Origin of the sequence: Celeribacter persicus (genome assembly GCF_003050785.1) — a bacterium.
In the GTDB taxonomy this organism is placed as follows: domain Bacteria; phylum Pseudomonadota; class Alphaproteobacteria; order Rhodobacterales; family Rhodobacteraceae; genus Celeribacter; species Celeribacter persicus.
The window spans coordinates 35,907-60,648 of record NZ_QAOH01000003.1 but is presented as its reverse complement, the minus strand read 5'-3'; the positions used below and the strand labels follow the sequence as shown (position 1 = coordinate 60,648).

29 protein-coding genes are annotated in these 24,742 nt (G+C 59.6%); 22 read left to right on the top strand and 7 right to left on the bottom strand.

The genetic code is table 11. The features are described 5' to 3' along the window. Positions 1-5 precede the first annotated feature (5 nt). Entirely contained in the window at positions 6-566 is a 561-nt protein-coding gene (locus C8N42_RS04955) for a LabA-like NYN domain-containing protein (RefSeq protein WP_107815444.1), read from the bottom strand. A 138-nt stretch (positions 567-704) separates the two neighbouring features. Between C8N42_RS04955 and folK the strand changes: the two genes are divergently transcribed. The 13 genes from folK to recO all read left to right on the top strand — a co-directional run bounded on the left by folK (position 705) and on the right by recO (position 10,406). Further along, a complete protein-coding gene (gene folK / locus C8N42_RS04950; RefSeq protein WP_107815443.1) occupies positions 705-1,313 on the top strand; it encodes a 2-amino-4-hydroxy-6-hydroxymethyldihydropteridine diphosphokinase in 609 nt (202 codons plus the stop codon). A gap of 95 nt (positions 1,314-1,408) precedes the next feature. Continuing rightward, complete coding sequence (gene rpoZ, locus C8N42_RS04945) at positions 1,409-1,762, top strand: DNA-directed RNA polymerase subunit omega (RefSeq protein ID WP_096806421.1); 354 nt, start codon at positions 1,409-1,411, stop codon at positions 1,760-1,762. A 45-nt stretch (positions 1,763-1,807) separates the two neighbouring features. Then, a complete protein-coding gene (locus C8N42_RS04940; RefSeq protein ID WP_107815442.1) occupies positions 1,808-3,925 on the top strand; it encodes a RelA/SpoT family protein in 2,118 nt (705 codons plus the stop codon). A gap of 20 nt (positions 3,926-3,945) precedes the next feature. Continuing rightward, on the top strand, positions 3,946-4,596 hold the full coding sequence (locus C8N42_RS04935) for a DUF2062 domain-containing protein (protein ID WP_107815441.1): 651 nt from the start codon (positions 3,946-3,948) through the stop codon (positions 4,594-4,596). A gap of 84 nt (positions 4,597-4,680) precedes the next feature. Continuing rightward, positions 4,681-5,427: a pyridoxine 5'-phosphate synthase gene (locus C8N42_RS04930; protein ID WP_107815440.1), complete on the top strand. Its 747-nt coding sequence runs from the start codon at positions 4,681-4,683 to the stop codon at positions 5,425-5,427. Between the two features lie 21 nt (positions 5,428-5,448). Continuing rightward, positions 5,449-5,877 carry an ABZJ_00895 family protein gene (locus tag C8N42_RS04925; RefSeq protein ID WP_107815439.1) on the top strand — a complete coding sequence of 143 codons (429 nt, stop codon included), beginning with the start codon at positions 5,449-5,451 and terminating at the stop codon, positions 5,875-5,877. A 44-nt stretch (positions 5,878-5,921) separates the two neighbouring features. Then, positions 5,922-6,368 (top strand): hypothetical protein, encoded by a 447-nt coding sequence (locus C8N42_RS04920; RefSeq protein WP_146168240.1) that lies wholly within the window; start codon positions 5,922-5,924, stop codon positions 6,366-6,368. Continuing rightward, positions 6,365-6,769 (top strand): holo-ACP synthase, encoded by a 405-nt coding sequence (gene acpS, locus C8N42_RS04915; RefSeq protein ID WP_107815437.1) that lies wholly within the window; start codon positions 6,365-6,367, stop codon positions 6,767-6,769. The genes C8N42_RS04920 and acpS overlap by 4 nt, the downstream gene beginning before the upstream one ends. 100 nt (positions 6,770-6,869) lie before the next feature. After that, on the top strand, positions 6,870-7,652 hold the full coding sequence (gene lepB, locus C8N42_RS04910) for a signal peptidase I (RefSeq protein ID WP_107815436.1): 783 nt from the start codon (positions 6,870-6,872) through the stop codon (positions 7,650-7,652). Then, on the top strand, positions 7,649-8,338 hold the full coding sequence (gene rnc / locus C8N42_RS04905) for a ribonuclease III (protein ID WP_107815435.1): 690 nt from the start codon (positions 7,649-7,651) through the stop codon (positions 8,336-8,338). Before lepB ends, rnc begins: the two co-directional genes overlap by 4 nt. Next, positions 8,331-9,257 (top strand): GTPase Era, encoded by a 927-nt coding sequence (gene era, locus C8N42_RS04900; protein WP_245889967.1) that lies wholly within the window; start codon positions 8,331-8,333, stop codon positions 9,255-9,257. Before rnc ends, era begins: the two co-directional genes overlap by 8 nt. Beyond that, entirely contained in the window at positions 9,257-9,589 is a 333-nt protein-coding gene (locus C8N42_RS04895) for a DUF1491 family protein (protein ID WP_170109213.1), read from the top strand. Before era ends, C8N42_RS04895 begins: the two co-directional genes overlap by 1 nt. A gap of 73 nt (positions 9,590-9,662) precedes the next feature. Beyond that, positions 9,663-10,406: a DNA repair protein RecO gene (gene recO / locus C8N42_RS04890; RefSeq protein ID WP_107815433.1), complete on the top strand. Its 744-nt coding sequence runs from the start codon at positions 9,663-9,665 to the stop codon at positions 10,404-10,406. 16 nt (positions 10,407-10,422) lie between these two features. Here recO and C8N42_RS04885 read toward each other — a convergent pair whose 3' ends face one another. After that, positions 10,423-12,096 (bottom strand): acyl-CoA dehydrogenase family protein, encoded by a 1,674-nt coding sequence (locus C8N42_RS04885; RefSeq protein ID WP_107815432.1) that lies wholly within the window; start codon positions 12,094-12,096, stop codon positions 10,423-10,425. Between the two features lie 205 nt (positions 12,097-12,301). Between C8N42_RS04885 and C8N42_RS04880 the strand changes: the two genes are divergently transcribed. Beyond that, positions 12,302-13,072 carry a sulfite exporter TauE/SafE family protein gene (locus C8N42_RS04880; protein WP_107815431.1) on the top strand — a complete coding sequence of 257 codons (771 nt, stop codon included), beginning with the start codon at positions 12,302-12,304 and terminating at the stop codon, positions 13,070-13,072. A gap of 18 nt (positions 13,073-13,090) precedes the next feature. Here the strand turns inward: C8N42_RS04880 and C8N42_RS04875 are convergent, their stop codons facing one another. After that, positions 13,091-13,420: a c-type cytochrome gene (locus C8N42_RS04875; protein WP_107815430.1), complete on the bottom strand. Its 330-nt coding sequence runs from the start codon at positions 13,418-13,420 to the stop codon at positions 13,091-13,093. 114 nt (positions 13,421-13,534) lie between these two features. Next, positions 13,535-15,133: a phosphoenolpyruvate carboxykinase gene (locus C8N42_RS04870; RefSeq protein ID WP_107815429.1), complete on the bottom strand. Its 1,599-nt coding sequence runs from the start codon at positions 15,131-15,133 to the stop codon at positions 13,535-13,537. A gap of 379 nt (positions 15,134-15,512) precedes the next feature. On the opposite strand from C8N42_RS04870, the gene C8N42_RS04865 reads away from it, so the two are divergent. Genes C8N42_RS04865 through C8N42_RS04835 form a run of 7 tightly spaced genes read left to right on the top strand, consistent with a single transcriptional unit; the run spans position 15,513 to position 20,898 of the window. Then, the gene (locus C8N42_RS04865) at positions 15,513-16,214 is read left to right on the top strand and encodes a response regulator transcription factor (RefSeq protein WP_107815428.1); all 702 of its coding nucleotides are present in this window, start codon (positions 15,513-15,515) and stop codon (positions 16,212-16,214) included. After that, positions 16,214-17,947 (top strand): sensor histidine kinase, encoded by a 1,734-nt coding sequence (locus tag C8N42_RS04860; protein ID WP_107815427.1) that lies wholly within the window; start codon positions 16,214-16,216, stop codon positions 17,945-17,947. The genes C8N42_RS04865 and C8N42_RS04860 overlap by 1 nt, the downstream gene beginning before the upstream one ends. Positions 17,948-17,950: 3 nt before the next feature. Then, positions 17,951-18,394, top strand: coding sequence for an HPr kinase/phosphorylase (locus tag C8N42_RS04855; RefSeq protein WP_107815426.1), 444 nt, complete (start codon positions 17,951-17,953; stop codon positions 18,392-18,394). Between the two features lie 20 nt (positions 18,395-18,414). Then, the gene (rapZ, locus tag C8N42_RS04850; protein WP_425430514.1) at positions 18,415-19,296 is read left to right on the top strand and encodes an RNase adapter RapZ; all 882 of its coding nucleotides are present in this window, start codon (positions 18,415-18,417) and stop codon (positions 19,294-19,296) included. Between the two features lie 13 nt (positions 19,297-19,309). After that, positions 19,310-19,702 carry a PTS sugar transporter subunit IIA gene (locus C8N42_RS04845; RefSeq protein ID WP_107815424.1) on the top strand — a complete coding sequence of 131 codons (393 nt, stop codon included), beginning with the start codon at positions 19,310-19,312 and terminating at the stop codon, positions 19,700-19,702. A 28-nt stretch (positions 19,703-19,730) separates the two neighbouring features. After that, positions 19,731-20,006, top strand: coding sequence for an HPr family phosphocarrier protein (locus tag C8N42_RS04840; protein WP_107815423.1), 276 nt, complete (start codon positions 19,731-19,733; stop codon positions 20,004-20,006). Between the two features lies 1 nt (position 20,007). Then, the gene (locus C8N42_RS04835; RefSeq protein ID WP_107815422.1) at positions 20,008-20,898 is read left to right on the top strand and encodes a lysophospholipid acyltransferase family protein; all 891 of its coding nucleotides are present in this window, start codon (positions 20,008-20,010) and stop codon (positions 20,896-20,898) included. A gap of 60 nt (positions 20,899-20,958) precedes the next feature. Here the strand turns inward: C8N42_RS04835 and C8N42_RS04830 are convergent, their stop codons facing one another. Then, on the bottom strand, positions 20,959-21,834 hold the full coding sequence (locus tag C8N42_RS04830) for a 3-hydroxybutyryl-CoA dehydrogenase (protein WP_107815421.1): 876 nt from the start codon (positions 21,832-21,834) through the stop codon (positions 20,959-20,961). Positions 21,835-22,024: 190 nt separating this feature from the next. On the opposite strand from C8N42_RS04830, the gene C8N42_RS04825 reads away from it, so the two are divergent. Then, a complete protein-coding gene (locus C8N42_RS04825; RefSeq protein ID WP_107815420.1) occupies positions 22,025-22,852 on the top strand; it encodes a DUF6473 family protein in 828 nt (275 codons plus the stop codon). Between the two features lie 74 nt (positions 22,853-22,926). Here C8N42_RS04825 and C8N42_RS04820 read toward each other — a convergent pair whose 3' ends face one another. Together C8N42_RS04820 and C8N42_RS04815 are read right to left on the bottom strand one after the other, a co-directional pair. Then, positions 22,927-23,841, bottom strand: coding sequence for an electron transfer flavoprotein subunit alpha/FixB family protein (locus C8N42_RS04820; protein WP_107815419.1), 915 nt, complete (start codon positions 23,839-23,841; stop codon positions 22,927-22,929). After that, on the bottom strand, positions 23,841-24,593 hold the full coding sequence (locus tag C8N42_RS04815) for an electron transfer flavoprotein subunit beta/FixA family protein (protein ID WP_107815418.1): 753 nt from the start codon (positions 24,591-24,593) through the stop codon (positions 23,841-23,843). Before C8N42_RS04815 ends, C8N42_RS04820 begins: the two co-directional genes overlap by 1 nt. Positions 24,594-24,742: the final 149 nt, after the last annotated feature.

The window sequence follows — 24,742 nt, the reverse complement described above, 5'->3', positions numbered from 1 at the left end:
CGGGATCAGTTGTCGTAACCGTCGTCGTCGCGGGGTTCGCGCGGCGGGCGTCCGATCACATCCTTGAGATCGTTCAGCTCGATGAAATTGTCGGCCTGACGACGCAACTCATCGGCGATCATCGGCGGCTGGGTCTTGATCGTGGAGACCACGGAGACGCGCACACCCTGACGTTGCAGACTTTCGACCAACGGGCGGAAATCGCCATCGCCGGAGAACAGCACGATGTGGTCGACATGCGGGGCAAGTTCCATCGCGTTGACCGCGAGTTCGATGTCCATGTTGCCCTTGATCTTGCGGCGGCCCATCGAGTCGGTGAATTCCTTGGCCGGTTTGGTGACCATGGTGAAGCCGTTGTAGTTCAGCCAGTCGACCAGCGGACGGATCGGCGAGTAGTCGTCATTCTCCAGCAGGGCGGTATAGTAGAAGGCGCGCAGCAGCTTGCCGCGGCGCATGAATTCCTGTCGGAGAAGTTTGTAATCGATATCGAACCCAAGCGATTTCGCGGCCGCGTAAAGGTTCGAACCATCGATGAACAAGGCAAGCCGTTCATCTTTGTAAAACATCTAAAGGTCCTTTTGTCTTGTATTTTTTGGATGTGCCGTGGCCACGGCACGTCAGTTGTTCTTGGCTTTCTGCACAGTGAGATAGTATGAAATCGGCGAAATCAACACTTGTCTAAATATATAGGGCGGACGGGGGCAGTGGGTAAACAAACCGGAGACTGGGCAAAAAGACGCGCATGGATCGCGTTCGGGGCGAATCTGCCTTCAAGTGCCGGAGCCCCGCTGGAGACGTTACGCGCGGCTGTGCATGCGTTGCAGAGCAAGGGGAGCAGGATCAGTGCGATCAGCCGGATTTACGAGACCCCGTGTTTTCCCGAGGGTGCCGGACCGGATTACATCAATTTTGCCGCAGAGATTGAGACGGTTTTGGCCCCGGAAGAACTGCTCGCCCTGTTGCATGAAGTAGAGCATTCCTTCGGGCGAGTGCGCGAAACCCGTTGGGCCGGGCGTCCGATTGATCTGGATCTGATGGCCTTCGAGGATGAGGTTTTTCCCGATGTGGCCTCGGTGAGCAGCTGGATCGAGCTGCCCTTGGCACAACAAAGCGTGCGTGCCCCGGATCGGTTGATCCTGCCGCACCCACGCATCCAGGACCGGGCTTTCATGCTGATTCCCTTTGCCGATCTCGCTCCGGACTGGCGGCATCCGATCCTCGGTAAAACCGTCGCGAAGATGCTCGCGGCCCGTCCTGAGGCGGAAAAATCCGAGGTGAAACCCCTCGAAGGCATCGAAATCCTCGTCGATTAGGGGTAGAATGACGGGAAAGGGCGCTTGTCAAGGGCTTCGTGCTCGCCTATGTAGAGCCTTTGAATTGCACCCCCGTCCGAACGATTGGAGATCCCATGGCCCGCGTGACCGTTGAAGATTGCGTCGACAAGGTTCCGAACCGCTTCGAGCTCGTGATGCTCGCGGCCCACCGTGCGCGCGAGATCGCCGCAGGCTCGGCGCTGACCGTGGATCGCGACAACGACAAAAACCCGGTTGTCGCCCTGCGCGAGATCGCCGAGGAAACCCAGTCCGCCGATGCGCTGCGCGAACGGATGATCGAAAGCCACCAGACCCAGATCGAGGTCGATGAGCCGGAAGACGATCAGATGGCGCTTCTCATGGGGCAGGAGGCCGACAAACCGGCCGAGGACGATATGTCCGAAGAGAAACTGCTGCGCGCGCTGATGGAAGCGCAGGGGCAGAATTAAGATGCGGGGCCTCAAGGCCCCAATCCACGGAGTTCGCGGACCAAAATGATCGACGTCGAAGACCTGATCGCGCTGGTCCGCAACTACAACCCCAAGACAAATGCCGATCTGATCCGCGAGGCCTATGCCTACGGGCGTGAGATGCATGAGGGGCAGTTTCGCCGCTCCGGCGAACCTTATTTCACCCATCCCGTTGCCGTTGCCGCCATCCTGACCGAGCAATCGCTCGACGATGCGACGATCATCACGGCGCTGTTGCACGACACGATCGAGGACACCCGCGCCTCGTACAGCGAAGTCGCGCGCAAGTTCGGCGAAGAGATCGCCGAGTTGGTGGATGGGGTGACGAAACTCACCAACCTGCAACTCTCTTCGACGGAGACCAAACAGGCGGAGAACTTCCGCAAACTGTTCATGGCCATGTCGAAGGACCTGCGGGTGATCCTCGTGAAACTCGCCGACCGTCTGCACAACATGCGGACGATCAAGTCGATGCGTCCCGAAAAACAGCTCCAGAAAGCGCGCGAGACCATGGATATCTTCGCGCCGCTTGCCGGTCGCATGGGGATGCAATGGATGCGTGAGGAACTCGAGGACTTGAGCTTTCGGGTGATCAACCCGGAGGCGCGCAACTCGATCATCCGTCGCTTTATCACGTTGCAACGCGAAACCGGCGATGTGATCCACAAGATTACCAATGACATCCGTGCCGAACTGGAGCGTGAGGACATCGACGCCGACGTGTTCGGGCGGGCGAAGAAACCCTATTCGATCTGGCGCAAGATGGAGGAGAAACAGCAAAGTTTCTCCCGCCTCTCCGATATTTACGGTTTCCGTGTCATCACTCGTTCGGAGATGGATTGTTACCGTGTCCTCGGTGTGATTCACCAACGCTGGCGCGCCGTGCCGACCCGGTTCAAGGATTACATCAGCCAGCCGAAATCCAACGGCTACCGCTCGATCCACACCACGGTGTCGGGTCGGGACGGCAAGCGGGTGGAGGTGCAGATTCGCACCCGCCAGATGCACGAAGTGGCCGAAAGTGGCGTGGCCGCGCACTGGTCCTATCGTGACGGGGTGCGGGCGCAGAACCCCTTTGCCGTCGATCCGGCGAAATGGCTGGCCCAGCTTACCGAGCGCTTCGAGAATGCGGAGGATCACTCCGAATTCCTCGAACACGTCAAGCTGGAGATGTATTCCGACAAGGTCTTCACCTTCACGCCGAAGGGAGAGGTGGTGTCCCTGCCGAAAGGCGCGACACCGTTGGATTACGCCTACGCGATCCACACCCGCATCGGCGACAGCTGTGTCGGCGCCAAAGTGGACGGTATCCGTGTGCCGCTTTGGACCCGGCTGAAGAACGGTCAGTCGGTGGAAATTCTCACCGCGGAGGGGCAGCGACCGCAGGGCACATGGCTCGACATCGTTGTGACGGGACGGGCCAAGGCGGCGATCCGCAAGTCCCTGCGTGAAGAGGACCGCGAGCGTTTCGTCAAGCTGGGGCGTGAACTGGCCCGTGTTGCATTTGAACATGTCGGCAAGAAAGCGTCTGAGAAGGCGCTCGCGACAGCGGCGAAGCAGATGTCTCTGGGGACCACCGAGGAATTGCTGGCCCGGCTCGGCTCCGCTGAACTCGCGGCCTCCGACGTGGTGCGCACGGTTTACCCGGAACTGGTGCGCGAAAGTGCGGCAATCGATTCGAAGCGTGCGATTTTGGGTCTTTCCGAGGGCGAAAGCTACAACCGTGCGCAATGTTGCCAACCGGTCCCGGGCGAACGTATCGTCGGCATCACCTATCGCGGCAAGGGCGTGGTGATCCATGCCATCGACTGCCCCTGTCTCGAAGAACTTGAGACGGAGACCAACCGCTGGATCGACCTGCAATGGCATTCGGGGCCGCACGCACCAGATTATACCGTGTCGCTCGACATCACGATCTCGAACGACACCGGGGTGCTGGGGCGGATATGCACGCTGATCGGTGAGCAGAAGGCGAATATTTCCGATCTGCGCTTTGAGGATCGCAAGCCCGACTTCTATCGTCTGATCGTGGACGTGGACCTTCGGGATGTGGAGCATCTCCATGCGGTGATGCTGGCACTCGAAGCGGAAAGTGACGTGGCACGGGTGCGCCGGTACAGGAACTTGGACAGGCGGCCCTGACGGGCGCTACGGGAGAGACATTGGTTTTCAAACGCCGGGATAAGCTGACGCCGCAGCAATGGCTGGCGCAAGCCCTCTGGCCGAAGCGCGGCTGGGGGCGGGCCGCACGTTATATGAAACACCGACTACACCGTCTGCCCGACACGCCCCATAAAATTGCCCGCGGTGTCTTTGCCGGCGTCTTCACCGTCTTCACCCCGTTCTTCGGTCTGCATTTCATCATCGCCGCTCTTCTCGCGAAGCTGATGCGCGGCAATGTCATCGCCGCCCTTCTGGCGACCTTCGTGGGCAATCCACTGACCTATGTGCCGATCGGGGTGCTCTCGCTCAAGATGGGGCATTTCCTGCTCGGCACCCGGTTCGATCCGCATCATGAGCGCAGTTTTATCGGCAAGTTCTTCGATGCCGCCGACGATTTTTGGCGTAACTTTCTCGCGCTGTTTACCGACCGTGATACAAACTGGGATGCGCTGATCCGCTTTCTGCACGAGATTTTCTTCCCTTATCTCGTCGGTGGTATCATTCCGGGTCTTCTGGCGGGGCTGGCCGCCTATTACATCACCCTGCCGATGATCACCGCTTATCAGGCGCGCCGACGTGGTAAGCTCAAGGCCAAACTTGAGGAGTTGCGCCGTAAGAAGCAGGCCAAGAAGGCTTCGCACAAGCCCTGATCGTCCTCATCAGAAATTGTCGGTTTTCTTTCCCGACCCGCGCGCTATGGTCCGCTCGAACGCAAACCGTCTGGGAATAAGATCATGAGTGAGAAACTCCGTCTTGGCATGAACATCGACCACGTCGCTACCGTGCGCAATGCGCGCGGCTCGGCCTACCCGGACCCGGTGCGTGCGGCGAAACTCGCCGAGGAGGCGGGGGCCGATGGCATCACCGCACATTTGCGCGAAGATCGTCGCCACATCACCGATGCGGACATCGAGGCGCTGGTCTCGAACCTCTCCGTGCCTTTGAACCTCGAAATGGCCGCGACCGACGAGATGCAGCAGATCGCCCTGCGCCACAAACCCCATGCGATTTGTCTCGTACCCGAGAAGCGCGAGGAGCGCACCACCGAAGGCGGTCTGGAAGTCGCCCGCGAGGAAAATCGTCTTGCTCATTTCATCGCACCCCTGCGCGACGCCGGATCGCGTGTTTCGATCTTCATCGCCGCCGATCAGCCACAGATCGAAGCGGCGCATCGCATCGGCGCTGCCGTGGTCGAACTGCACACCGGCGCCTATTGCGATCTCCATGCAGAGGGCAAATTCGCTGAGCGTGACGACGAGTTGAAACGCCTGACCGATATGGCTGCCTTCGCGCATTCGCTCGGGCTTGAAGTGCACGCAGGTCACGGCCTGACCTATGACACGGTGAAGCCGATCGCCGCTCTGCCGGAGATCGCCGAGCTGAACATCGGGCATTTCCTGATCGGCGAAGCGATTTTTCGCGGTATCATTCAGGCCATTCAGGAAATGCGCCGCCTGATGGACGAGGTACGTGCAGGTTAAAACGTAAAAAAGGGTAACGATATGAAGATTTTACGCTACACTGGAATTCTGATTGGGCTCTCCATTCTGGTTGGGCTTGTCCTGACGTTTCTGGAAAGCCTGCTCGGTTTCAACGGCGGTTCTGCGGCCGGGATCGCTGCGGTTATCGGTGCGGCTTCTTTCGAGGGTAATTTCTTTGCCAAGAAAGAAAGTCGCGTTCCTGACAAATCGGAGAAACGTGCGTTTGCCCGTATGGCAACGCTGGTGAATCTGATCTTTGGCGTCGTCGTGGTGTGGTTCGTGGCTTTTGCCATGCCGGAGTTGCGAGAACCGAGCGTGTTGCTCATCATGGCCGCTGTGTCGCTTGTGCTGCTTCTGGTGGTTTACTATGCAAGCGGGTGGTTTTTCGCTCAAACGGCTAAGAACTGGCTCAAGGCGGATGCCAGGAAGCGCGCGCAATCGCAGGATTGAGTTTGCCGTTTCCCCGGCTTTTGCAGCGCGATAGATTGAACGCCATGAAACAGCTTTCTCTGCTCCTTGCCCTTGCTGCCTCTCCCGCCCTTGCCGCGGAGATCACACCCTGCGACTGGCGCGCGTCCAGCGCGGCTCTGGTGGAACCGTGGGAAGACAACAGCCGCGGCTTCGCCAATGGTGCGATCCGGGTGGCGCTTCTCGATACGGTCGAACCGGCGGCTGCGGCTTTTCATCTTCTGGTCCTGACCCCGCCCTACACCGCACTCGGTGAGCGGCAGTGCCATGTGATTTCGGCAGAGAAGGACACCGGCTATACCACACTCGATTTTGCGTCACTGAGCGGGGAGTATGATCCCGCGACCGGTCTGACTCTGCGCCTTCCGGGGGAGAGATACAGGGGGGAAGAGGCCGTTTCCGTGATCCTCACCGTGCGGATCGACCAGAGCACACCCGATCTCTTCGTTTCCGAAGAGGTGCGCGGCCAATGATCCTCGGCATCGGTTCCGATCTTGCCAATATCGACCGCATCTCCGCGACGCTTGAGCGCTTTGGCGAGCGCTTCAAAAACCGTGTGTTCACCGAGGTTGAACAGGCCAAGGCCGAGCGTCGCCGTGATGTGGCGGGCACTTACGCCAAACGCTGGGCTGCCAAGGAAGCCTGTTCCAAGGCGCTGGGCACCGGCCTCGCCATGGGGATTTCCTGGAAGGACATGGCGGTCAAAAACCTCCGCACCGGGCAACCGGTGATGGAGGTCACAGGCTGGGCGAAAGAGCGGCTCGACGAGATGACGCCTCCGGGTCATGAGGCGATCATCCATGTCACGCTCACCGACGATTACCCCTGGGCGCAGGCCTTCGTGGTGATCGAGGCCCGCCGGATTGCGGCTTGAACCTTTAAAACCTCGCCTTCACGGGCGTTTGCCTTGACTCCCTCCCGCGCGCCTTTCATATCCCGCATGACGCAAAACCGTTTCCCTTAAGGACGAGAAGATGAGCAGCACCAAGGACAGTCTGGTCGAAACCATTAAAACCGTGGTCTACGCGCTGTTGATCGCGGGGATTTTCCGCACGCTGTTTTTTCAGCCCTTCTTCATCCCGTCCTCGTCGATGAAGGACACGCTGTTGATCGGCGATTTCCTGTTCGTCAACAAGATGAGCTACGGTTATTCGAAATGGTCCTGTCCGAAGCTGGTGAATTTCCTCTGCCCGATCTCCGGGCGCATCCTCGACTCCGAGCCCGAGCGTGGTGACATCGTCGTCTTCGAGCATCCGACCCAGCACCGCACCTTCGTCAAACGCCTGATCGGCCTGCCCGGCGATCAGGTGCAGCTTCGTGATGGCGTGATTTTCCTTAACGGTGAAGAAGTTCCGCAGACCCCCGATGGCGCTTTCGTCGAGACCTTCGAAAAGCAAGGCGCGGCGGGGCGTTACCCGGCCTGCTCCAACACCCCGGGCGAGGGTGGCGACTGCGTGAAGGAAAAATATATCGAAACCCTGCCGGGCGGGCGTCAGCATTCCGTCCTGAATATCCGCAACATCTCGCTGGACAACACGCCGGTCTACACCGTGCCGGAAGGCAATTATTTCTTCATGGGAGACAACCGTGACAACTCCGCCGACAGCCGTCTGGCGCAATCGGCGGGTGGCGTCGGGTTCGTGCCCGAAGAATATCTGATCGGCAAGGTCAGCCGCGTGATGTTCTCTTCCGCCGGCTCTCGCCTCGTCTATTTCTGGACTTGGCGCAAAGACCGCTTCTTTAAGGCGTTGCAGTGAAGATTTCCGCCGATATCCAGGCGTTCCAGACGCGGCTCGGGCATGAGTTCTCTCAGCCCGAATTGCTGCTGCGCGCCCTCACCCACAGCTCGATCTCCTCACCGACCCGGCCCGACAACCAGCGCCTCGAATTTCTGGGTGACCGGGTGTTGGGCCTGACCATGGCGGAGGCGCTGTTCGAGGCCGACAAGACCGCCTCCGAAGGCCAGCTTGCGCCCCGTTTCAATGCTTTGGTTCGCAAGGAAACCTGTGCCGATGTCGCGCGCCAGATCGACCTTGGTGCTGTGCTCAAACTCGGTCGCTCCGAGATGATGTCGGGCGGGCGCCGCAAGGAGGCTTTGCTGGCGGACGCGATGGAGGCGGTGATCGCGGCTGTGTATCGCGATGCAGGTTTCGATGTGGCGAAAGCTCTCGTGCGCAGGCTTTGGGGCAAGCGCATCGACCGGGTCGAGGACGACGCTCGCGACGCCAAGACCGCGCTTCAGGAATGGGCGCAGGCCCGGGGCCAGAAGCCGCCGAAATATGTCGAGGTTTCTCGCAAGGGGCCGGATCACGCGCCGGTCTTCACCATAGAAGTGACGCTGGAAAGCGGTGAAACTGAGCGCTCCGAGGCTCCGTCCAAACGTCAGGCCGAACAAGCCGCCGCCAAGGCGCTTTTGCAAAAACTGGAGGCCGCACATGGCTGATCAAATGGCTGAGACCACACGCGCGGGCTTTGTCGCCCTGATCGGCGAACCCAATGCCGGGAAATCCACGCTTTTGAACCGCATGGTGGGTGCAAAAGTTTCCATCGTCACCCATAAGGTGCAGACCACCCGCGCCCGCATTCGCGGTGTTGCGATGGAAGGCGACAGCCAGATCGTCTTCGTCGACACGCCTGGTATTTTCAAACCCAAACGCCGCCTCGACCGCGCCATGGTCAGTGCCGCCTGGGGCGGGGCCGCCGATGCCGATGTCGTTGTGCTTCTGATCGAGGCGCATAAGGGTATCACCGAAGGTGTCGAGGCCATTTTGGCCGCTTTGGATGAGCACTCGAACCCGAAACAGAAAATCGCCCTTGCGATCAACAAGATCGACATGGTGGACGTGGAAAAGCTTCTCGCCCTTGCCAAGGACATGAACGAGCGCCGTACCTTCGTGGAGACTTTTATGATCTCTGCCGAGAAGGGTCGTGGTGTCGACGACCTGCGCAAATGGCTCGCCCGCGAGCTGCCCGAGGGGCCGTGGCTCTACCCCGAAGATCAGATCGCCGATCTGCCCATGCGCATGATCGCCGCCGAGATCACCCGCGAGAAACTCACCCTCAACCTGCATCAGGAATTGCCCTACCAGCTCACCGTCGAGACCGAGCAATGGGAGGAGCGCAAGGACGGTTCCGCCCGTGTCGATCAGGTGATCTACGTGTCTCGGGACGGCCACAAGGGGATCATCCTTGGCAAAGGGGGCGAGACAATCAAACGCATTTCACGCGCGTCCCGTGAAGAGCTTTCGGAGTTTCTGGGCCGCAAGGTTCACCTGTTTCTTCAGGTGAAAGTGCGCCCGAACTGGCTCGAAGAGGCCGAGCGCTACGGCGAAATGGGTCTCGATTTCAAAGACGGTAACTGATGGCGCGACTAACCGCCGACATCTGGGTCTCTGCCTATCTGACACGTTTGCGATTGGCCGATATCCCCGCTTTTGTGGTGAAAAAGGGCGATGCTACGGCGGGCGCTGTGATGGTCAAACTCAACACGCTCGATGGGCAGGCCAAGGCGTTTCAGCGTGAATTCAACCTGATGGAAGATCGCCGTGAATGGGTTCTGCTCGCCGAGGGCGAGGAACGCGCGGTGGACGCTTCTTTGGCGAAACAGCGCAGTTTCGACCCCGATCTCTGGATCATCGAGGTGGAGGATCGACAGGGCCGCACACTATTGGATGAGCCGGGGCTGAGTGACTGAGCCTCTCCGATTGACCTTCCGCCCGTGGCGGGTCAGGCTTGATTGAGTATTTCAAGCAAGAAGAAGCAGGCGTATGATCGAGTGGCGCGATGAAGGGGTGGTCCTGTCCGTCCGAAAACATGGCGAGACCTCGGTGATTGTCGAGGTGTTTACCCCCGATCACGGGCGCCATGCGGGCGTGGTGCGCGGTGGTATCTCGCGCAAGATGACGCCGCATTTGCAACCGGGCGGGCAGGTTGCGGTGACGTGGAAAGCCCGGATTGAAGATCATCTGGGGGCCTTCACCTTTGAGCCCGTGAAAAGCCGCGCGCATGTGTTGAGTGATCCTCTGGCTCTGGCCGGCATGAGTGCGATGACCGCCATGCTCACGCAGCTTTTGCCGGAGCGCGAACCTCATGGCTATCTCTATGTCGACAGTCTTGCACTGTTCGACCGGATCGGCACCGATCCGATGTGGCCATTGGCCTATCTGCATTGGGAGGTGTCTCTGCTCGAAGAACTGGGGTTCGGTCTCGATCTCTCCTCCTGTGCCGTGACCGGATCGCCGGACGATCTGATCTACGTTTCTCCCAAAACCGGTCGTGCTGTGTCGCGGCAGGGGGCGGGGGACTGGGCGGATCGTTTGTTGCCCTTGCCGCAATGTCTTTTGGGGCAGTCGTCTTTGGATTTCACCGAGCTTGGGCAGGGGCTCCTGACCACGGGTCATTTCCTCGCCAGGATCGCTGCGGAGCTGTCCGACAAGGCCTTGCCTGCCGCCCGTGATCGCTTTCTCGACCGGCTCGCGAAAAAGGCGGTGCAGGACGCACCGCCTTTCTAGGGTCATTCAGGCGCGATCAGTTTAGCAAACGCCGCGCAATCACTTGCGCCTGAATTTCCCCGGCTCCCTCAAAGATGTTCAGAATGCGCGCATCACAGAGAATGCGGGAAATCTGATATTCGAGCGCAAACCCATTGCCGCCATGGATTTGCAACGCATTGTCCGCCGCGGCCCACGCGACCCGCGCGCCCAGAAGCTTCGCCATCCCGGCTTCGAGATCACAGCGATGGCCGTGATCCTTTTCCCAGGCGGAGTAATAGGTGAGCTGACGCGCCACCATGATCTCCACCGCCATCATCGCGAGCTTGCCCGACACGCGCGGGAATTCGATCAGGGACTTGCCGAACTGCTTGCGGTCCTCGGCATATTGCATCCCGACCTCAAGCGCGTTCTGTGCCACACCGATGGCGCGGGCGGCAGTCTGGATGCGGGCGGACTCAAACGTCTCCATGAGCTGTTTGAAACCCTTGCCTTCTTCGCCCCCCAGAAGGTTCTCGGCCTTCACCTTGAACCCGTCAAAGCCCAGCTCGTATTCTTTCATCCCGCGATAGCCCAGCACCTCGATCTCACCACCGGTCATGCCAGGGGTGGGGAAGGGGTTTTCGTCATCGCCGGGCGTCTTCTCGGCGAGGAACATCGACAGGCCTTTGTAATCCGTGGTGTTTGGGTCGGTGCGCGCCAGAAGCGTCATCACATGGGTGCGCGCGGCGTGGGTGATCCAAGTCTTGTTGCCGGTGATCGTGTAGGTCTCGCCCTCTTTCACCGCGCGGGTACGCAGGCTTCCAAGGTCCGATCCGGTGTTCGGCTCGGTGAAAACAGCGGTCGGCAGAATCTCCGCCGAGGAGAGTTTCGGCAGCCATTGCTGTTTCTGCTCTTCGGTGCCGCCCCCAAGGATCAACTCGGCTGCGATCTCCGAGCGCGTGCCAAGAGAGCCGACGCCGATATAGCCGCGCGACAATTCTTCGGAAACGACAACCATCGCCGCTTTCGGGAAGCCGAACCCGCCGTATTCCTCCGGGATGGTGAGGCCGAAGACGCCAAGCTCCGCCAGCTCCTCGATGATCTCCATCGGGATGAATTCGTCTTTGAGGTGCCATTCATGTGCGAAAGGCACAACCTTTTCATCGGCAAAACGGCGGAATTGGTCGCGGATCATTTCAAGCTCGTCACCGAGTCCCGAAGCTCCAAAGGTCGCGTGGCCGGAATTGTCCCGCATCAGTTCCACAAGCCGTGTGCGCGCGCCGATGGAATTTCCGTCGAGCATCAGCTTGACCACCTCGTTATGGCTCGGCTGCACGATGCCGAGACCGAGATCGACCAGGCGGCAAATCTCACCCTGATTCATCGGGATGCCGCCGTAAATCTGGCTGAGATATTCCCCGAAGGCGATTTGATGGATCAGTTGCTCCATCTCGCCGAATTTACCTTCCCCTGACAGGGCCTCGGCCCATTTCTGCATCTGCCGCAGGCTCTCGACATAGGTGGCGAGCCACGCGAGCCCATGTGCCGCGGTCTGATTGGCCTCCAGTTTGCGCCCCGAGATCCGTTCACCGTCCAGAAATTCCGTGCGCAGAGCGGCGCGGGCACGGTCCAGAAGCGCTTCGGCAGGACCGACGGAGGCCGCCGTCAGGGTCAGAAGATCGGGCAAAATCGGGTTCGACATGGTCAGCTCCTGTTGATCAAGGGCCATGGGAATCTCTCCTCCTCGGGGTCTTGTGCCTGTCTAATCTCTTCGCAGTCGCAGCGCAATAATATTTTCACTAAATGTTTTTTTGCGACTTAATGTGTCGCATTGAATTGATTCTTGTCTCTGGACCAATAAAACCGGGCTGCTGGACGCATGGGGGGTTGGGTTGGCCCTGTACAGCGGTGACGTTCCGGTTCTATCAGGGGGCATGATCGACAGCCTCCTGACACTCCTTTCCTTTCCGCAGGTCCTTGCAGCCATCGCCATCGCACTTCTGGCGGGCTTCGTGAAGGGCGCCACAGGTTTTGCCATGCCGATGATTATTCTCTCCGGGCTTGGCTCCTTCCTGTCGCCGGAGTTGGCTCTGGCGGGGCTGATTTTTCCGACCGTCGTCTCTAATGTCTGGCAGGCGTTGCGTGGCGGCGTGGGAGAGGCGGTGGAGGCTGCGGTCCGCTACAAGCTCTACATCGGCGCTCTTCTGGTGATGATCGTCCTCTCGGCGCAGCTCGTGGTGATCCTGCCGCAATCCGTGGTCTTTCTTTCGCTCGGCATCATTGTCGTGGTGTTGGCGAGTTACCTGCTCATTGGGCGCGCGTTGCATATCCCTGAGCATCACCGCAGTTTCTACGATCTGGGCCTTGGCGCGATTTCCGGCGTAATCGGCGGTATCGCCGGGGTCTGGGGGCCGCTGACCGTGGCTTATCTGACCGCCGTGAACACGCCGAAAAAGCTCCAGATCAAGATCACTGGCGTGATCTTCGGTGCGGGGGCCGTGACGCTGCTTCTGGCGCATCTGCATTCCGGTGTGCTCAATGCCCAGACCATCCCGCTTTCCGCGATGTTGCTCGTTCCGGCGCTTCTCGGCATGACCCTCGGACAATGGGTTCAGGATCGGCTGGACCAGAAGAAATTCAAACGCGCGACGCTGTTCGTCTTGCTGATCGCGGGGGCGAACCTGATCCGGCGCGGGCTGTTCTAAGACTTTACGCGAAGCGCTTTAATTCCGCTTCGCCGCTTCCAGCCGCAACTTGATTTCCGCCACCTTCGGGTTGAGCGACATGAGAAAGGCCGTGATCGCCTCCGGTTCGCCGTCCTCAAGCCAGATTTCAGGCATCTGGTCGATGCCCTTCACCGCCTGCCTGACGTCTTTCAGGATCGACCCCTGAATATCCGGCCCGTTTTCCCCCAGTGCTTCCTCGCCGTGACAGGCGGAGCAATAGTCCAGAAACGCCTGCTGCCCCGTCGCAATCAGGGCAGGGTCCGAAAGATCAACCTCCTGCGCGAGGACCGGCAGGGCGAAAACTGTGAAAGCGAGCAGGTATTTCATACTTCCTTATTGCCAGAGCGCGGTGACAATTCGGTGACGCCGCTCCGCGTGCCCGACAAGAAAACGCCCCGGTCCAAAAGAACCGGGGCGCAGAATGTTGCCGTGCGGCAAGGATTACTTGATCGCGGCGGCTTTCACGTCGTCGTCGATATAGGGCAGATACTGCTCGAAGTTCTCCTTGAACATTTTCACGAGCTTTTCGGCTTGCGCGTCGTATTCCTCGTTCACGCTCCAAGTCTTGCGCGGGTCGAGCAGGACGTCGGCCACATCCGGCACGGAAACCGGCACTTCGAAGCCGAAGTTCGGGTCGGTGCGGAATTCAACGTCATGCAGCGAGCCGTCGAGCGCCGCGTGCAGCAGGTTGCGGGTCGCCTTGATCGGCATCCGCGACCCGACGCCGAAGGCACCGCCGGTCCAGCCGGTGTTCACGAGCCAACAGGTCGCACCGTGCTTCGCGATTTTTTCGCGCAACAGGTTGCCGTAGGCTTCCGGACGACGCGGCATGAACGGCGCGCCGAAGCAGGTGGAGAAGGTCGGGATCGGTTCCACGACGCCCACCTCGGTGCCCGGAGTCTTCGAGGTAAAGCCGGAGAGGAAGTGATACATCGCTTGCGCCGGAGTCAGGCGTGCGATCGGAGGCAAAACGCCGAACGCGTCACAGGTCAGAAGGATGATGTTCTTCGGATGGCCACCCATCGCGGTTTCAGACGCGTTGGAGATATACTCCAGCGGGTAGGCACAGCGCATGTTCTCGGTCAGAGAACTGTCCTTGAAATCGAGCACTTTGGTGTGCGGGTCGTAAACCATGTTCTCGACCACGGTGCCGAATTTGAAGGTCGTGGCGTAGATTTCGGGTTCCGCTTCCGCGGACAGGTTGATTGTCTTCGCATAGCAGCCACCTTCGAAATTGAAGGTGCCCTTGTCGGACCAGCCATGTTCGTCGTCGCCGATCAGCACGCGGGACGGGTCGGCCGAAAGCGTCGTCTTGCCGGTGCCGGAGAGACCGAAGAAGATCGCCGTGTCGACCGGGTTGCCCGGGGCGTGGTTGGCGGAGCAGTGCATCGCCATGATGCCTTTGCCCGGCAGGATGTAGTTGAGAAGCGTGAACACGCCCTTCTTGTTCTCGCCGGCATATTCGGTGTTGCCGATCAGGATCAGCTTTTTCTCGAAGTTCAGCGCGACGACGGTCTCCGAACGGCAACCGTGACGTTCCGGATCGGCCTTGAAGGACGGGCAATTGATGACGGTGAAATCGGCAGTGAAATCGTCCAGCTCATTGAGTTCCGGACGGCGTAGCATGGTGCGACAGAACAGACCGTGCCATGCAAGCTCGGTGATCGTGCGCACGTCGAGGCGGTTCTCCGGGTCGGCCCCGCCATAGAGATCCTCGACGAAGAAGTCGCGGCCCTTCATGTGCTCAATCATGTCGGCATAGAGCACATCGAATTTCGCCGGATCCATCGGTTTGTTGTTTTCCCACCAGATCGTGTCTTCCACGTCCGGGGTGCGCACCACGAATTTGTCTTTGGGGGAACGACCGGTATGTTCGCCGGTGCTCACGAGGAAAGAGCCCCCCTGGCCAAGCTCGCCTTCGCCACGTTTGATCGCTTCTTCGATCAGCGCGGGCTCAAGCAGGTTGTAATAGACATTGCCAAGCCCGGTAATGCCTTGGTCCTCAAGAGTGAAAGCCGGGTTCACGCGTCCGGTCGTCATGTGCAAAGCTCCCTCGCCGTGTCCTTGACGGCGTTTGTGGATAAAATTCGATGGCGCGAAAGGGCCATTCGCGCCCGGGCGGCTTCGCGCCCGACGGGTGTGCTATATCACGGTTGTCCCTGTCGTAAACAGGACACAGGTCAAGGTTAGCGCAACCATGGGCGAGGTAGCGCAAACAGATCCATCCCCTTCTGATGCAGGCATAAAATGCATGCAGTCAAAGTGGTGCGGTGAGACATATTAGTCATTCCTTGTGTTTTTTGTCTTCCCATGGCTCTCAGTGCCGTAACTGATTCGCGGTTTCGCTTGATTTGACCTGACGAAACACGGAGTATGGCACAAAAAAATGAACCAGTTGAGCAGTTGAAGGGAACCGACCATGTCTCGTATCGCCTTGGTTGACGACGACCGGAATATCCTGACCTCCGTGTCCATGACTCTTGAGGCCGAAGGCTTCGAAGTAGAGACTTATAACGACGGCCAATCGGCTTTGGATGCGTTCAACAAGCGTCTGCCGGATATGGCGGTATTCGACATCAAGATGCCGCGTATGGATGGTATGGATCTGTTGCAGCGCGTGCGTCAGAAAACCAACATGCCGGTGATCTTCCTGACCTCGAAGGACGATGAAATCGACGAGGTGCTGGGTCTGCGCATGGGCGCCGACGATTACGTCAAGAAACCGTTTTCCCAGCGTCTTCTGGTCGAACGTATCCGGGCACTCCTGCGCCGTCAGGAGGCGATTGCCGGCATCGACGTGACCGAGACCGAGGATACCAAGGTCATGGTGCGAGGCGAGCTTGAAATGGACCCGCTGCGCCATGCCGTGACCTGGAAAGGCAAGGATGTGACCCTGACTGTCACCGAATTCCTGCTGCTTCAGGCGTTGGCGCAACGCCCGGGTTTCGTGAAATCCCGCGATCAGTTGATGGATGTCGCCTATGACGATCAGGTCTATGTCGACGACCGGACCATCGACAGCCACATCAAGCGCCTGCGCAAGAAAATGCGCTCTGCGGACCCGGATTTCTCTGCGATCGAGACGCTTTACGGCATCGGCTACAGGTATAACGAGGAATAATGTCGCTTTCTTCCGGCATGGATCGCGCAGGCAAGCGCAGCACCGATGACATGGATGTCGTGCTCGGCGACGACTGGGTTGCGCCGCGCACACTAGATGCCGAGTTGCGGGCCAAGCGCGAACGCCGTCGTTTCATTGCCGTGAACCGCTCTCCGCTGGCGCAGAAGATCATTACCTTCAACCTCGTCGCAATCATCCTGATGGTTGCGGGTATTCTTTACCTCAACCCGTTCCGCGACAGCCTCGTGTCCCAGCGCGAAATGGCCATGGTCACCGAGGCGGCGCTAGTCGCCGACATGCTGGAGCTCACTGTGGGCAAGGACGGGGTGCTCGTTGCGGAGGATGAGGGCACGGATGATATCATCTCCGTTCTGGAGGTGCTGGAGTTGCCCCCGCGCGAACATGTTTATGTCTATGATGCAACCGGCACGCTGATTGCGTCGACGGAGGGTTTGGCTCGCGTCGAAATGGCTCAGGTTGCCGGGGTTGATCGTGGCGACCGTTCCACCGTCATTTCCGATTTCCTCAACCGTATCTGGTCTGCCGTGACCTTTGCCAGAGAGCCGCAGGGCGAAGCGAATTCCGACGTTTCGGATCACGTCGCGGACTTTGCAAGCCAGGCGCTCAACAACGAAATTCACGTCAACACCAGCGTCAATGCCGAGGGATTCACCGTCTTCACGGTTGCCGCGCCGATCACCGTCGACACCGCCGAAGGGGAAAAGACCATCGGTGCCATTGGTCTGACCTCCGGCGAGGGCGAGATCGACAATCTGGTCCGGGTCGAGCGTGAACAGATCCTTCAGGTCTTCGTCATCGCCATCCTGGTCTCCATCGGACTCAGCCTCGTTCTGGCCTCCACCATCGCCAATCCGCTGGCCGATCTCGCGGCCGCCGCCGAAATCGGTCGTGACAAGAACAGCCGCAAGGTGGCGCCGGGTCGTGTGCGCATTCCCGACCTCTCGGGCCGCCCCGACGAGATCGGACGGCTGTCTTCGGCGCTGCGTGGCATGGTTTCCGCGCTTTACGACCGGATCGACGCGAACGAACAATTCGCCGCCGATGTGGCGCATGAGATCAAGAACCCGCTGGCCTCGCTGCGTTCCGCCGTGGGTTCGCTGCGCATGATCAAGAAAGAGGAACACCGTGCCAAGTTGCTCGATGTGATCGAACATGACGTGCGCCGCCTTGACCGTCTGGTTTCCGACATCTCCAATGCCTCCCGCCTCGACAGCGAGTTGGTGAAAGAGGAGGAAGAAGAGTTCAACCTGATCCAGATGCTGACCAACCTGATCGACTACCTGTCGCAGGAAGCGCAGGAGAAAGGTGTCGAATTCATCTCCGACATGCCCGACAAGCCGATTGTGATTTCCGGTCTTGAGGCGCGTCTGGCACAGGTCTTCGTCAACCTGATCACCAATGCGATCTCGTTCTGCGAGGATGGCGACGCGATCCGGGTTTGGGTCCGCAAACGCGATCACCGCGTGCTGATCGTGGTCGAGGACACCGGTCCGGGTATTCCCGAAGAGGCACTGACCAAGATTTTCAAACGCTTCTACTCGGAGCGTCCCGCGGGCCAGTTCGGCAACAACTCGGGCCTGGGTCTCGCGATCTCGAAACAGATTGTGGAGGCGCATGGCGGCGTGATCTGGGCGGAGAACATCCGTCCGACCGATGCCGATATCACCTCCGATCCGCTGGGCGCGCGTTTCGTCGTCGGTCTGCCGGTCTGAGCCATGCAGAAGAGCGTGGAGGAGAGTGTCCCTCTCAATCTTCATGCTTCCTGCGTCGCGCTGGACGAGACCTCCGGTCTTTTGATCACCGGTCCCTCGGGCTGCGGCAAATCCACGCTGGCGCTCACGCTCATGGGTTTCGGGGCACATCTGGTGTCCGATGATCGCACTGGGCTCAGGCGCGAGGGCGAGACCCTTGTTGCGACTGCTCCCGCCACAATCTCCGGCATGATTGAAGCCCGCGGTGTCGGACTTTTGTCCGCCACTCCGTTGTCACATACACGCATCAGGGCTTTGGTCGATCTGTCGCAATCTGAAACCGACCGCTTGCCTCCCGTGCGGGAAAAGGCTCTCATCGGTATCTCGATTCCCATGTTTTTCAGGGTCGATGGGCCCGGTTTTGCCCCTGCCCTGATCCAATGGCTCAAAGGAGGCCGAGTCGCGTGAACATGCCCAGCGATGGCCAGATCGCCCAGACCAAAACGCCGCAGCGTGTGGTTCTGATCACCGGCCCGTCGGGTGCCGGGCGATCGACTGCGATCAATGCGCTGGAGGATCTCGGCTACGAGGTGATCGACAACCTGCCGATGTCGATCCTGCCCCGCCTGCTCGAAGGTGAAGGGCTGAGCCGTCCTCTGGCGCTGGGTCTCGATGTGCGCAACCGCGATTTCTCCGTCAACGGGCTGATCGAGGTGATCGACGATCTGAGCCGGAACCCCGGCTACGAGGCGGAGGTGCTCTATCTCGATTGTTCGTCCGAGATGCTGATCCGGCGCTATTCCGAAACCCGCCGCCGCCATCCGCTCGCGCCTGCCGAAACCGTGCAGGATGGGGTGGCGCGGGAGATCGACCTTCTGGTGCCGGTCCGGGCGCGGGCCGATATCCTGATCGACACCTCCGAGATGACGCCGCATCAGTTGCGTGACGAGATCGAGCGCTGGTTCGCCGAGGGGCGGGAGGCGGAAATGGCTGTCTCCGTCCACAGTTTCTCTTACAAACGTGGCATGCCGCGCGGTGTCGATATGGTGTTCGACGTGCGCTTTCTGGCGAATCCCTATTGGGACGAGAGTCTGCGTAGGCTCAACGGGACGGATGCGCAGGTTCAGGACTACGTACAGAGCGACCCGCGGTTTACGGCGTTCTTCAACAAGGTGCTGGAACTGACGCTCCTTTTGCTACCGGCGTATAAGGAAGAAGGAAAAAAGCATCTCTCCATTGCGTTCGGCTGTACCGGAGGACAACACAGATCGGTAACGCTGGCTGAAATTCTCTCCAAAGCCCTTGCGGAACACAATTGGCCGGTGTCAATAAGACACAGGGAACTTGAACGCCGCCAGGGCGGCAACTGATCGGGGTAAGGGCGTGATCGGAATCGTCATCGTCGCGCATGGGGGGCTGGCCAGAGAATATCTGGCCGCCGTAGAGCATGTCGTGGGCAAGCAGACGGGGATCGAGGCGATTTCCATCGAGCCGGATCACGACCGCTCCATGAAACAGCGCGAGATCTGCAAAGCGGCGGATGAGGTCGACACCGGCGACGGTGTCGTCGTTGTCACCGATATGTTCGGGGGCAGCCCGTCGAACCTCTCCCTGATGGCCTGTCATCACGACGACAGGAAAATCATTTACGGCGCGAACCTGCCAATGCTGATCAAGCTCGCCAAATCGCGTCACAAATCGGTTGCGGAAGCGGTCGGCAACGCGTTGGATGCCGGACGGAAATACATCGACAGTTTCGATGTGCAGGGCCGCTGACCGGAGAAGAACAGGCTGAGGAGAGCACATGACGTCTGTGACACGCACTCATGAGATCGTGAACGTGAAGGGGCTGCATGCCCGGGCGTCGGCGAAATTCGTGGAAACGGTCGAGGAATTCGACGCCGAGGCTCATGTCTCGAAAGACGGTCTGAGCACCGGCGGTGACAGCATCATGGGGCTTTTGATGTTGGCAGCCTCGAAAGGAACGACTATTGACGTCACCACGACGGGTGCCGATGCGGAGGCTCTGGCCGATGCGCTTGAAGCCCTGATCAAGGACAGATTTGGCGAGGATATGTAAAGTGTCTCACCCCGAAGACCAAGGGACGGAGATCCACGCCCCAAAACCCGGTGATCCCGATTTCGTGCGCTATGACGGGCGCAAACTGTCCTATGCCGGGACCTTTTCCGACCCTTCGAAAGTTGCGATCATCCGGACCATCGAATGGCTGACCGGCAAATTGCCCCTCTTGCGCCGTATCCGCCGGTTCGAGCGGATGGGGACGCCGATGGGTCAGCCGTTCTTTACCCAGGCGCTGAAGGTCATGGGTATCGAGGTCAAGACGCCGTCCGAGCAGATCGCCAAGATTCCCGCAACCGGACCGCTTGTGGTGGTCGCAAACCACCCGCACGGTCTGGTGGACGGGTTGGTGATGGCCGAACTGATCGGCCAGGTGCGCACCGATTACAAAATCCTGACCCGCTCGCTTCTGACCGGTATTCAGGAGATCGACCCATTCATGTTGCCTGTGCCTTTCCCGCACGAGCCCGACAGTCACCGCGAGTCGATCAAGATGCGCAACGAGGCGATGGCGACGCTCAAGGCGGGCGGCGTGATCATTCTCTTCCCCGCCGGTGCTGTGGCCTCGTCGGAAACCTGGTGGGGGCCGGTGAAGGAAAAGCCGTGGAATCCGTTCACCGCCAAAATGGTGTTGAAATCGGGCGCGACCGTGCTGCCGATCTATTTCCCGGGCCGCAACACGCGACTCTATCAGATCGCGGACAAGATTTCCGCGAGCTTCCGTCAGGGGTTGTTGCTGCATGAGATCGCCCATGCGCTCGACAAGCCGCAATCCCCGATCATCGGCGATCCGCTGACGCCTGTCGATCTGGAACCGTGGCAATCGAAGACCCGCGAGTTCATGGACTGGATGCGTTTGCATACGCTGGCTCTGGGCGGGCGTACGGATTGACTAACCCTGATCCCGACGACCATTCGGTCGTAAAAAAGGGGCCTCTTAGGCCCCTTTTCTTTACCGTGTCGGCACCGGCGTTTCGCCTCGGTAATCGTAGAACCCGCGCTGGGTCTTGCGCCCGAGCCACCCGGCCTCGACATATTTCGTCAAAAGCGGACAGGGTCGGTATTTCGTGTCCGCCAACCCGTCGTGGAGCACGTTCATGATCGCGAGACAGGTGTCGAGCCCGATGAAATCCGCCAGTTCCAAAGGCCCCATCGGATGGTTCGCGCCAAGCTTCATCGACTCGTCGATGGATTTGACCGATCCGACCCCTTCATAAAGCGTATAAACCGCCTCGTTGATCATCGGCATCAGGATGCGGTTCACGATGAAGGCCGGGAAATCCTCGGCGGAGGCGGCGGTTTTGCCGAGCGATTCGACCACCCCCAGAAGCGTCTGATAGGTCTCTTCATCTGTGGCGATGCCGCGGATGAGTTCGACGAGCTTCATTACCGGCACCGGGTTCATGAAGTGAAACCCCATGAATCTCTCCGGCCGGTCGGTGCGCGAGGCCAACCTCGTGATCGAGATAGACGAGGTGTTCGAGGTCAGGATCGTTTCGGGTTTGAGATGCGGCAGCAAGCGCTCGAAAATGGCGTTCTTGACGTCCTCACGCTCGGTCGCCGCCTCGATCACCAGATCGGTTTGTCCGAGTTCTTCGAGCTTGAGCGTCGTAGCGATCCGTGCAAGCGCGGCATCACGTTCGTCCTGCGTGATTTTTTCGCGCGACAACTGCCGGTCGAGGTTGCGCGTTACGGTGATGATCGCCTTGTCGAGGGCGTCCTGCGAGATGTCGTTCAGGAGCACATCATAGCCCGCGAGCGCGAAGACATGCGCGATCCCGTTGCCCATCTGACCGGCGCCTACGACGCCCACTTTGCTGATGCTCATGCCGCTTCTCCCAGACACTTCTCGCTGTAACAATTTGGCCAGAGCTTACGCTCCACGTCGCGCCGGGTTCAAGGGGTAAGACAGCGAGACTGACCTGTAAAATACATGACGAATTGTCTGTTTAGCGATTTCGCAACCTGTGTCTGCGATTCTGGTCTCCGGGTGAAAATACGAACCAGTGGGTGGACATATGGCTTACCAGAACATGGGCGAAGGGGCCCTGAACTACAATCCGTGCCGCTATGGCACATCGAAGCTTCTGTTTCGGGGGCCGCAAAAGGACCTCAACGAGCCCTATGTTGCTTTGCTTGGCGGGACGGAAACCTATGGCAAATATGTCGAAATGCCCTTTGCCGATTTGATCGAGGCGGGCGCGGGCATCGAGACCGTAAACCTCGGCTGCGTCAATGCTGGCGTGGATGCCTTTCTGAGCGATGAAACCGTACTCGACATCTGCAAGAAAGCGAAAATAACTGTGCTGCAAATCCCCGGCGCACAGAGCATGTCGAACCGCTTCTATACCGTGCATCAGCGCCGCAACGACCGTTTTCTGCGTGCTTCGACCCTGTTGCAAACGATCTATCGCGGGGTCGATTTTACCGATTTCAACTTCACGCGCCATTTGCTTCAGGCGCTGGCTCATGTGTCAGAGCAGAAATTCGTCATGGTGCGTCAGGAACTGCGCGACGCCTGGGTGGCACGGATGCGCACCATGGCGGACAAGCTTCGCGGTGAGATTGTGTTGCTCTGGATTTCCGACCATTCGGCGGATGATGAGGTGGCTTGCGAGGCCATCGGTGCCGATCCGCTTTTCGTCAATCGGAAGATGATTGAGGAAATTCGCCCTCTGGTCAAAGACGTGGTGGAGGTGATCGCCACACACGAGGAGATTGAGCAGGGTTACGATCTCATGGTCTATTCCGATCTGGATGCTCCGGCGGCCCGCGAGATGCTGGGCCCCGTCGTTCATTCCAAGGTTGCAACAGCGCTTCAGGATGCGCTTGCCCCCTATGTGTAAACACCAAAGAGCAAGCCGGACAGCAAGAAGCCCGCCAGAACGGCGGGCTTCTTGTTTTGTTGTCGCTCTGAGGTTCAGAGCTTTTCAGTCAATTCGGGTACGGCCTGGAAGAGATCGGCGACGAGGCCGAAGTCTGCGACCTGGAAGATGGGGGCCTCTTCGTCCTTGTTGATGGCGACGATGACCTTGGAGTCCTTCATGCCCGCGAGGTGCTGGATCGCGCCCGAGATGCCGCAGGCGATGTAGAGTTCGGGGGCCACGACCTTGCCGGTCTGGCCGACCTGCCAGTCGTTCGGGGCAAACCCGCTGTCGACGGCGGCGCGCGATGCGCCCACGGCCGCGCCGAGCTTGTCGGCGAGCTTCTCGATGATCGCGAAGTCCTCTTCGGAGCCGACCCCGCGCCCGCCGGAGACGACGATCTTCGCCGAGGTCAGTTCCGGGCGGTCGCTTTCCGCCACCTTGTCCTCGACAAAGGCCGACAGGCCGGTGTCGCCCGCGCCCGCCGTCGCCTCGACAGCCGCGGAACCGGTCTGGCCCGCCGCCTCGAACGTCGAGGTACGGAAGGTGATAACCTTTTTTTCATCTTTCGAGCGTACCGTCTGAATCGCGTTGCCGGCATAGATCGGGCGCTGGAACGTATCCGCATCCACCACGGAGGTCACATCGGTCAGAACCATCACATCCAGAAGCGCCGCAACCCGCGGCAGGACATTCTTGCCCGTGGTCGTCGCGGGGGCGGTGATATGCGCATAATCGCCCGCCAGCGACACGATCAGTGCGGCCAGGTTTTCCGCCAGCCCATGGGCATAGGCGGCATCCTCCGTGACCAGAACCCTGGACACGCCCGCCAGTTTCGCGGCCTCGTCGCCTGCTGCGCCACAGACCAGAAGCGTCACATCGCCCAGTTTCGCCGAAGCCGACACGGCTTTCGCGGTGGCGTCGAGCGCAACCGCGCCGCCCGCCACTTCCGCAAGACAAAGAACAGCCATCAGACGAGACCTCCCTCTTTGAGTTTCGCAATGAGTTCATCGACCGAGCCGACCTTGATCCCGGCTTCACGCGCGGCGGGCTCCTCGGTCTTCACCACCGTCAGGCGCGGCGTGGTGTCGACGCCGTAATCAGCGGCGGTTTTCTCATCGAGTGGCTTCTTCTTCGCCTTCATGATGTTCGGCAAAGAGGCATAGCGCGGCTCGTTGAGACGCAGATCGGTGGTCACAATCGCCGGCAAGCCCACGGAAATGGTCTGCAACCCGCCGTCCACCTCACGGGTCACGACCGCCTTGCCCTCGGAGATCAGCACCTCGGAGGCAAAGGTCGCCTGACCCCAGCCGAGAAGCGCCGCGAGCATCTGACCGGTGGCGTTCATGTCGTTGTCGATCGCCTGCTTGCCGAGGATCACCAACTCGGGCGCCTCCTCCGCGACCACCTTCGCGAGGATCTTCGCGACCGCCAGAGGCTCGATCTCGACGCCCTGATCCTCGGTCACGAGAATGCCGCGATCCGCCCCCATCGCGAGCGCGTTGCGCAGCGTGTCCACCGCCTTCTTCTCGCCGATCGAAACAACCACAACCTCACTGGCAACACCCGCCTCCTTCAGACGAATGGCCTCCTCAACCGCAATCTCGTCGAACGGGTTCATCGACATCTTCACATTCGCAAGATCGACACCCGTCCCGTCACCCTTCACACGGACTTTCACGTTGTAGTCAATAACCCGTTTCACGGGAACCAATACCTTCATGAGCAAACTCCCTATAGCTGTCTGCCCCGCAGGGCGCTAAAAAGCTCTCCGGCCCTGTTGTTAGCCGTTTGCTTTTGCAGAAAATAGCCCCTAACGGCAAAAAGACGCATCCTGAACGTCACGTTCGGGACATTTTGTGTCGCAGCGTC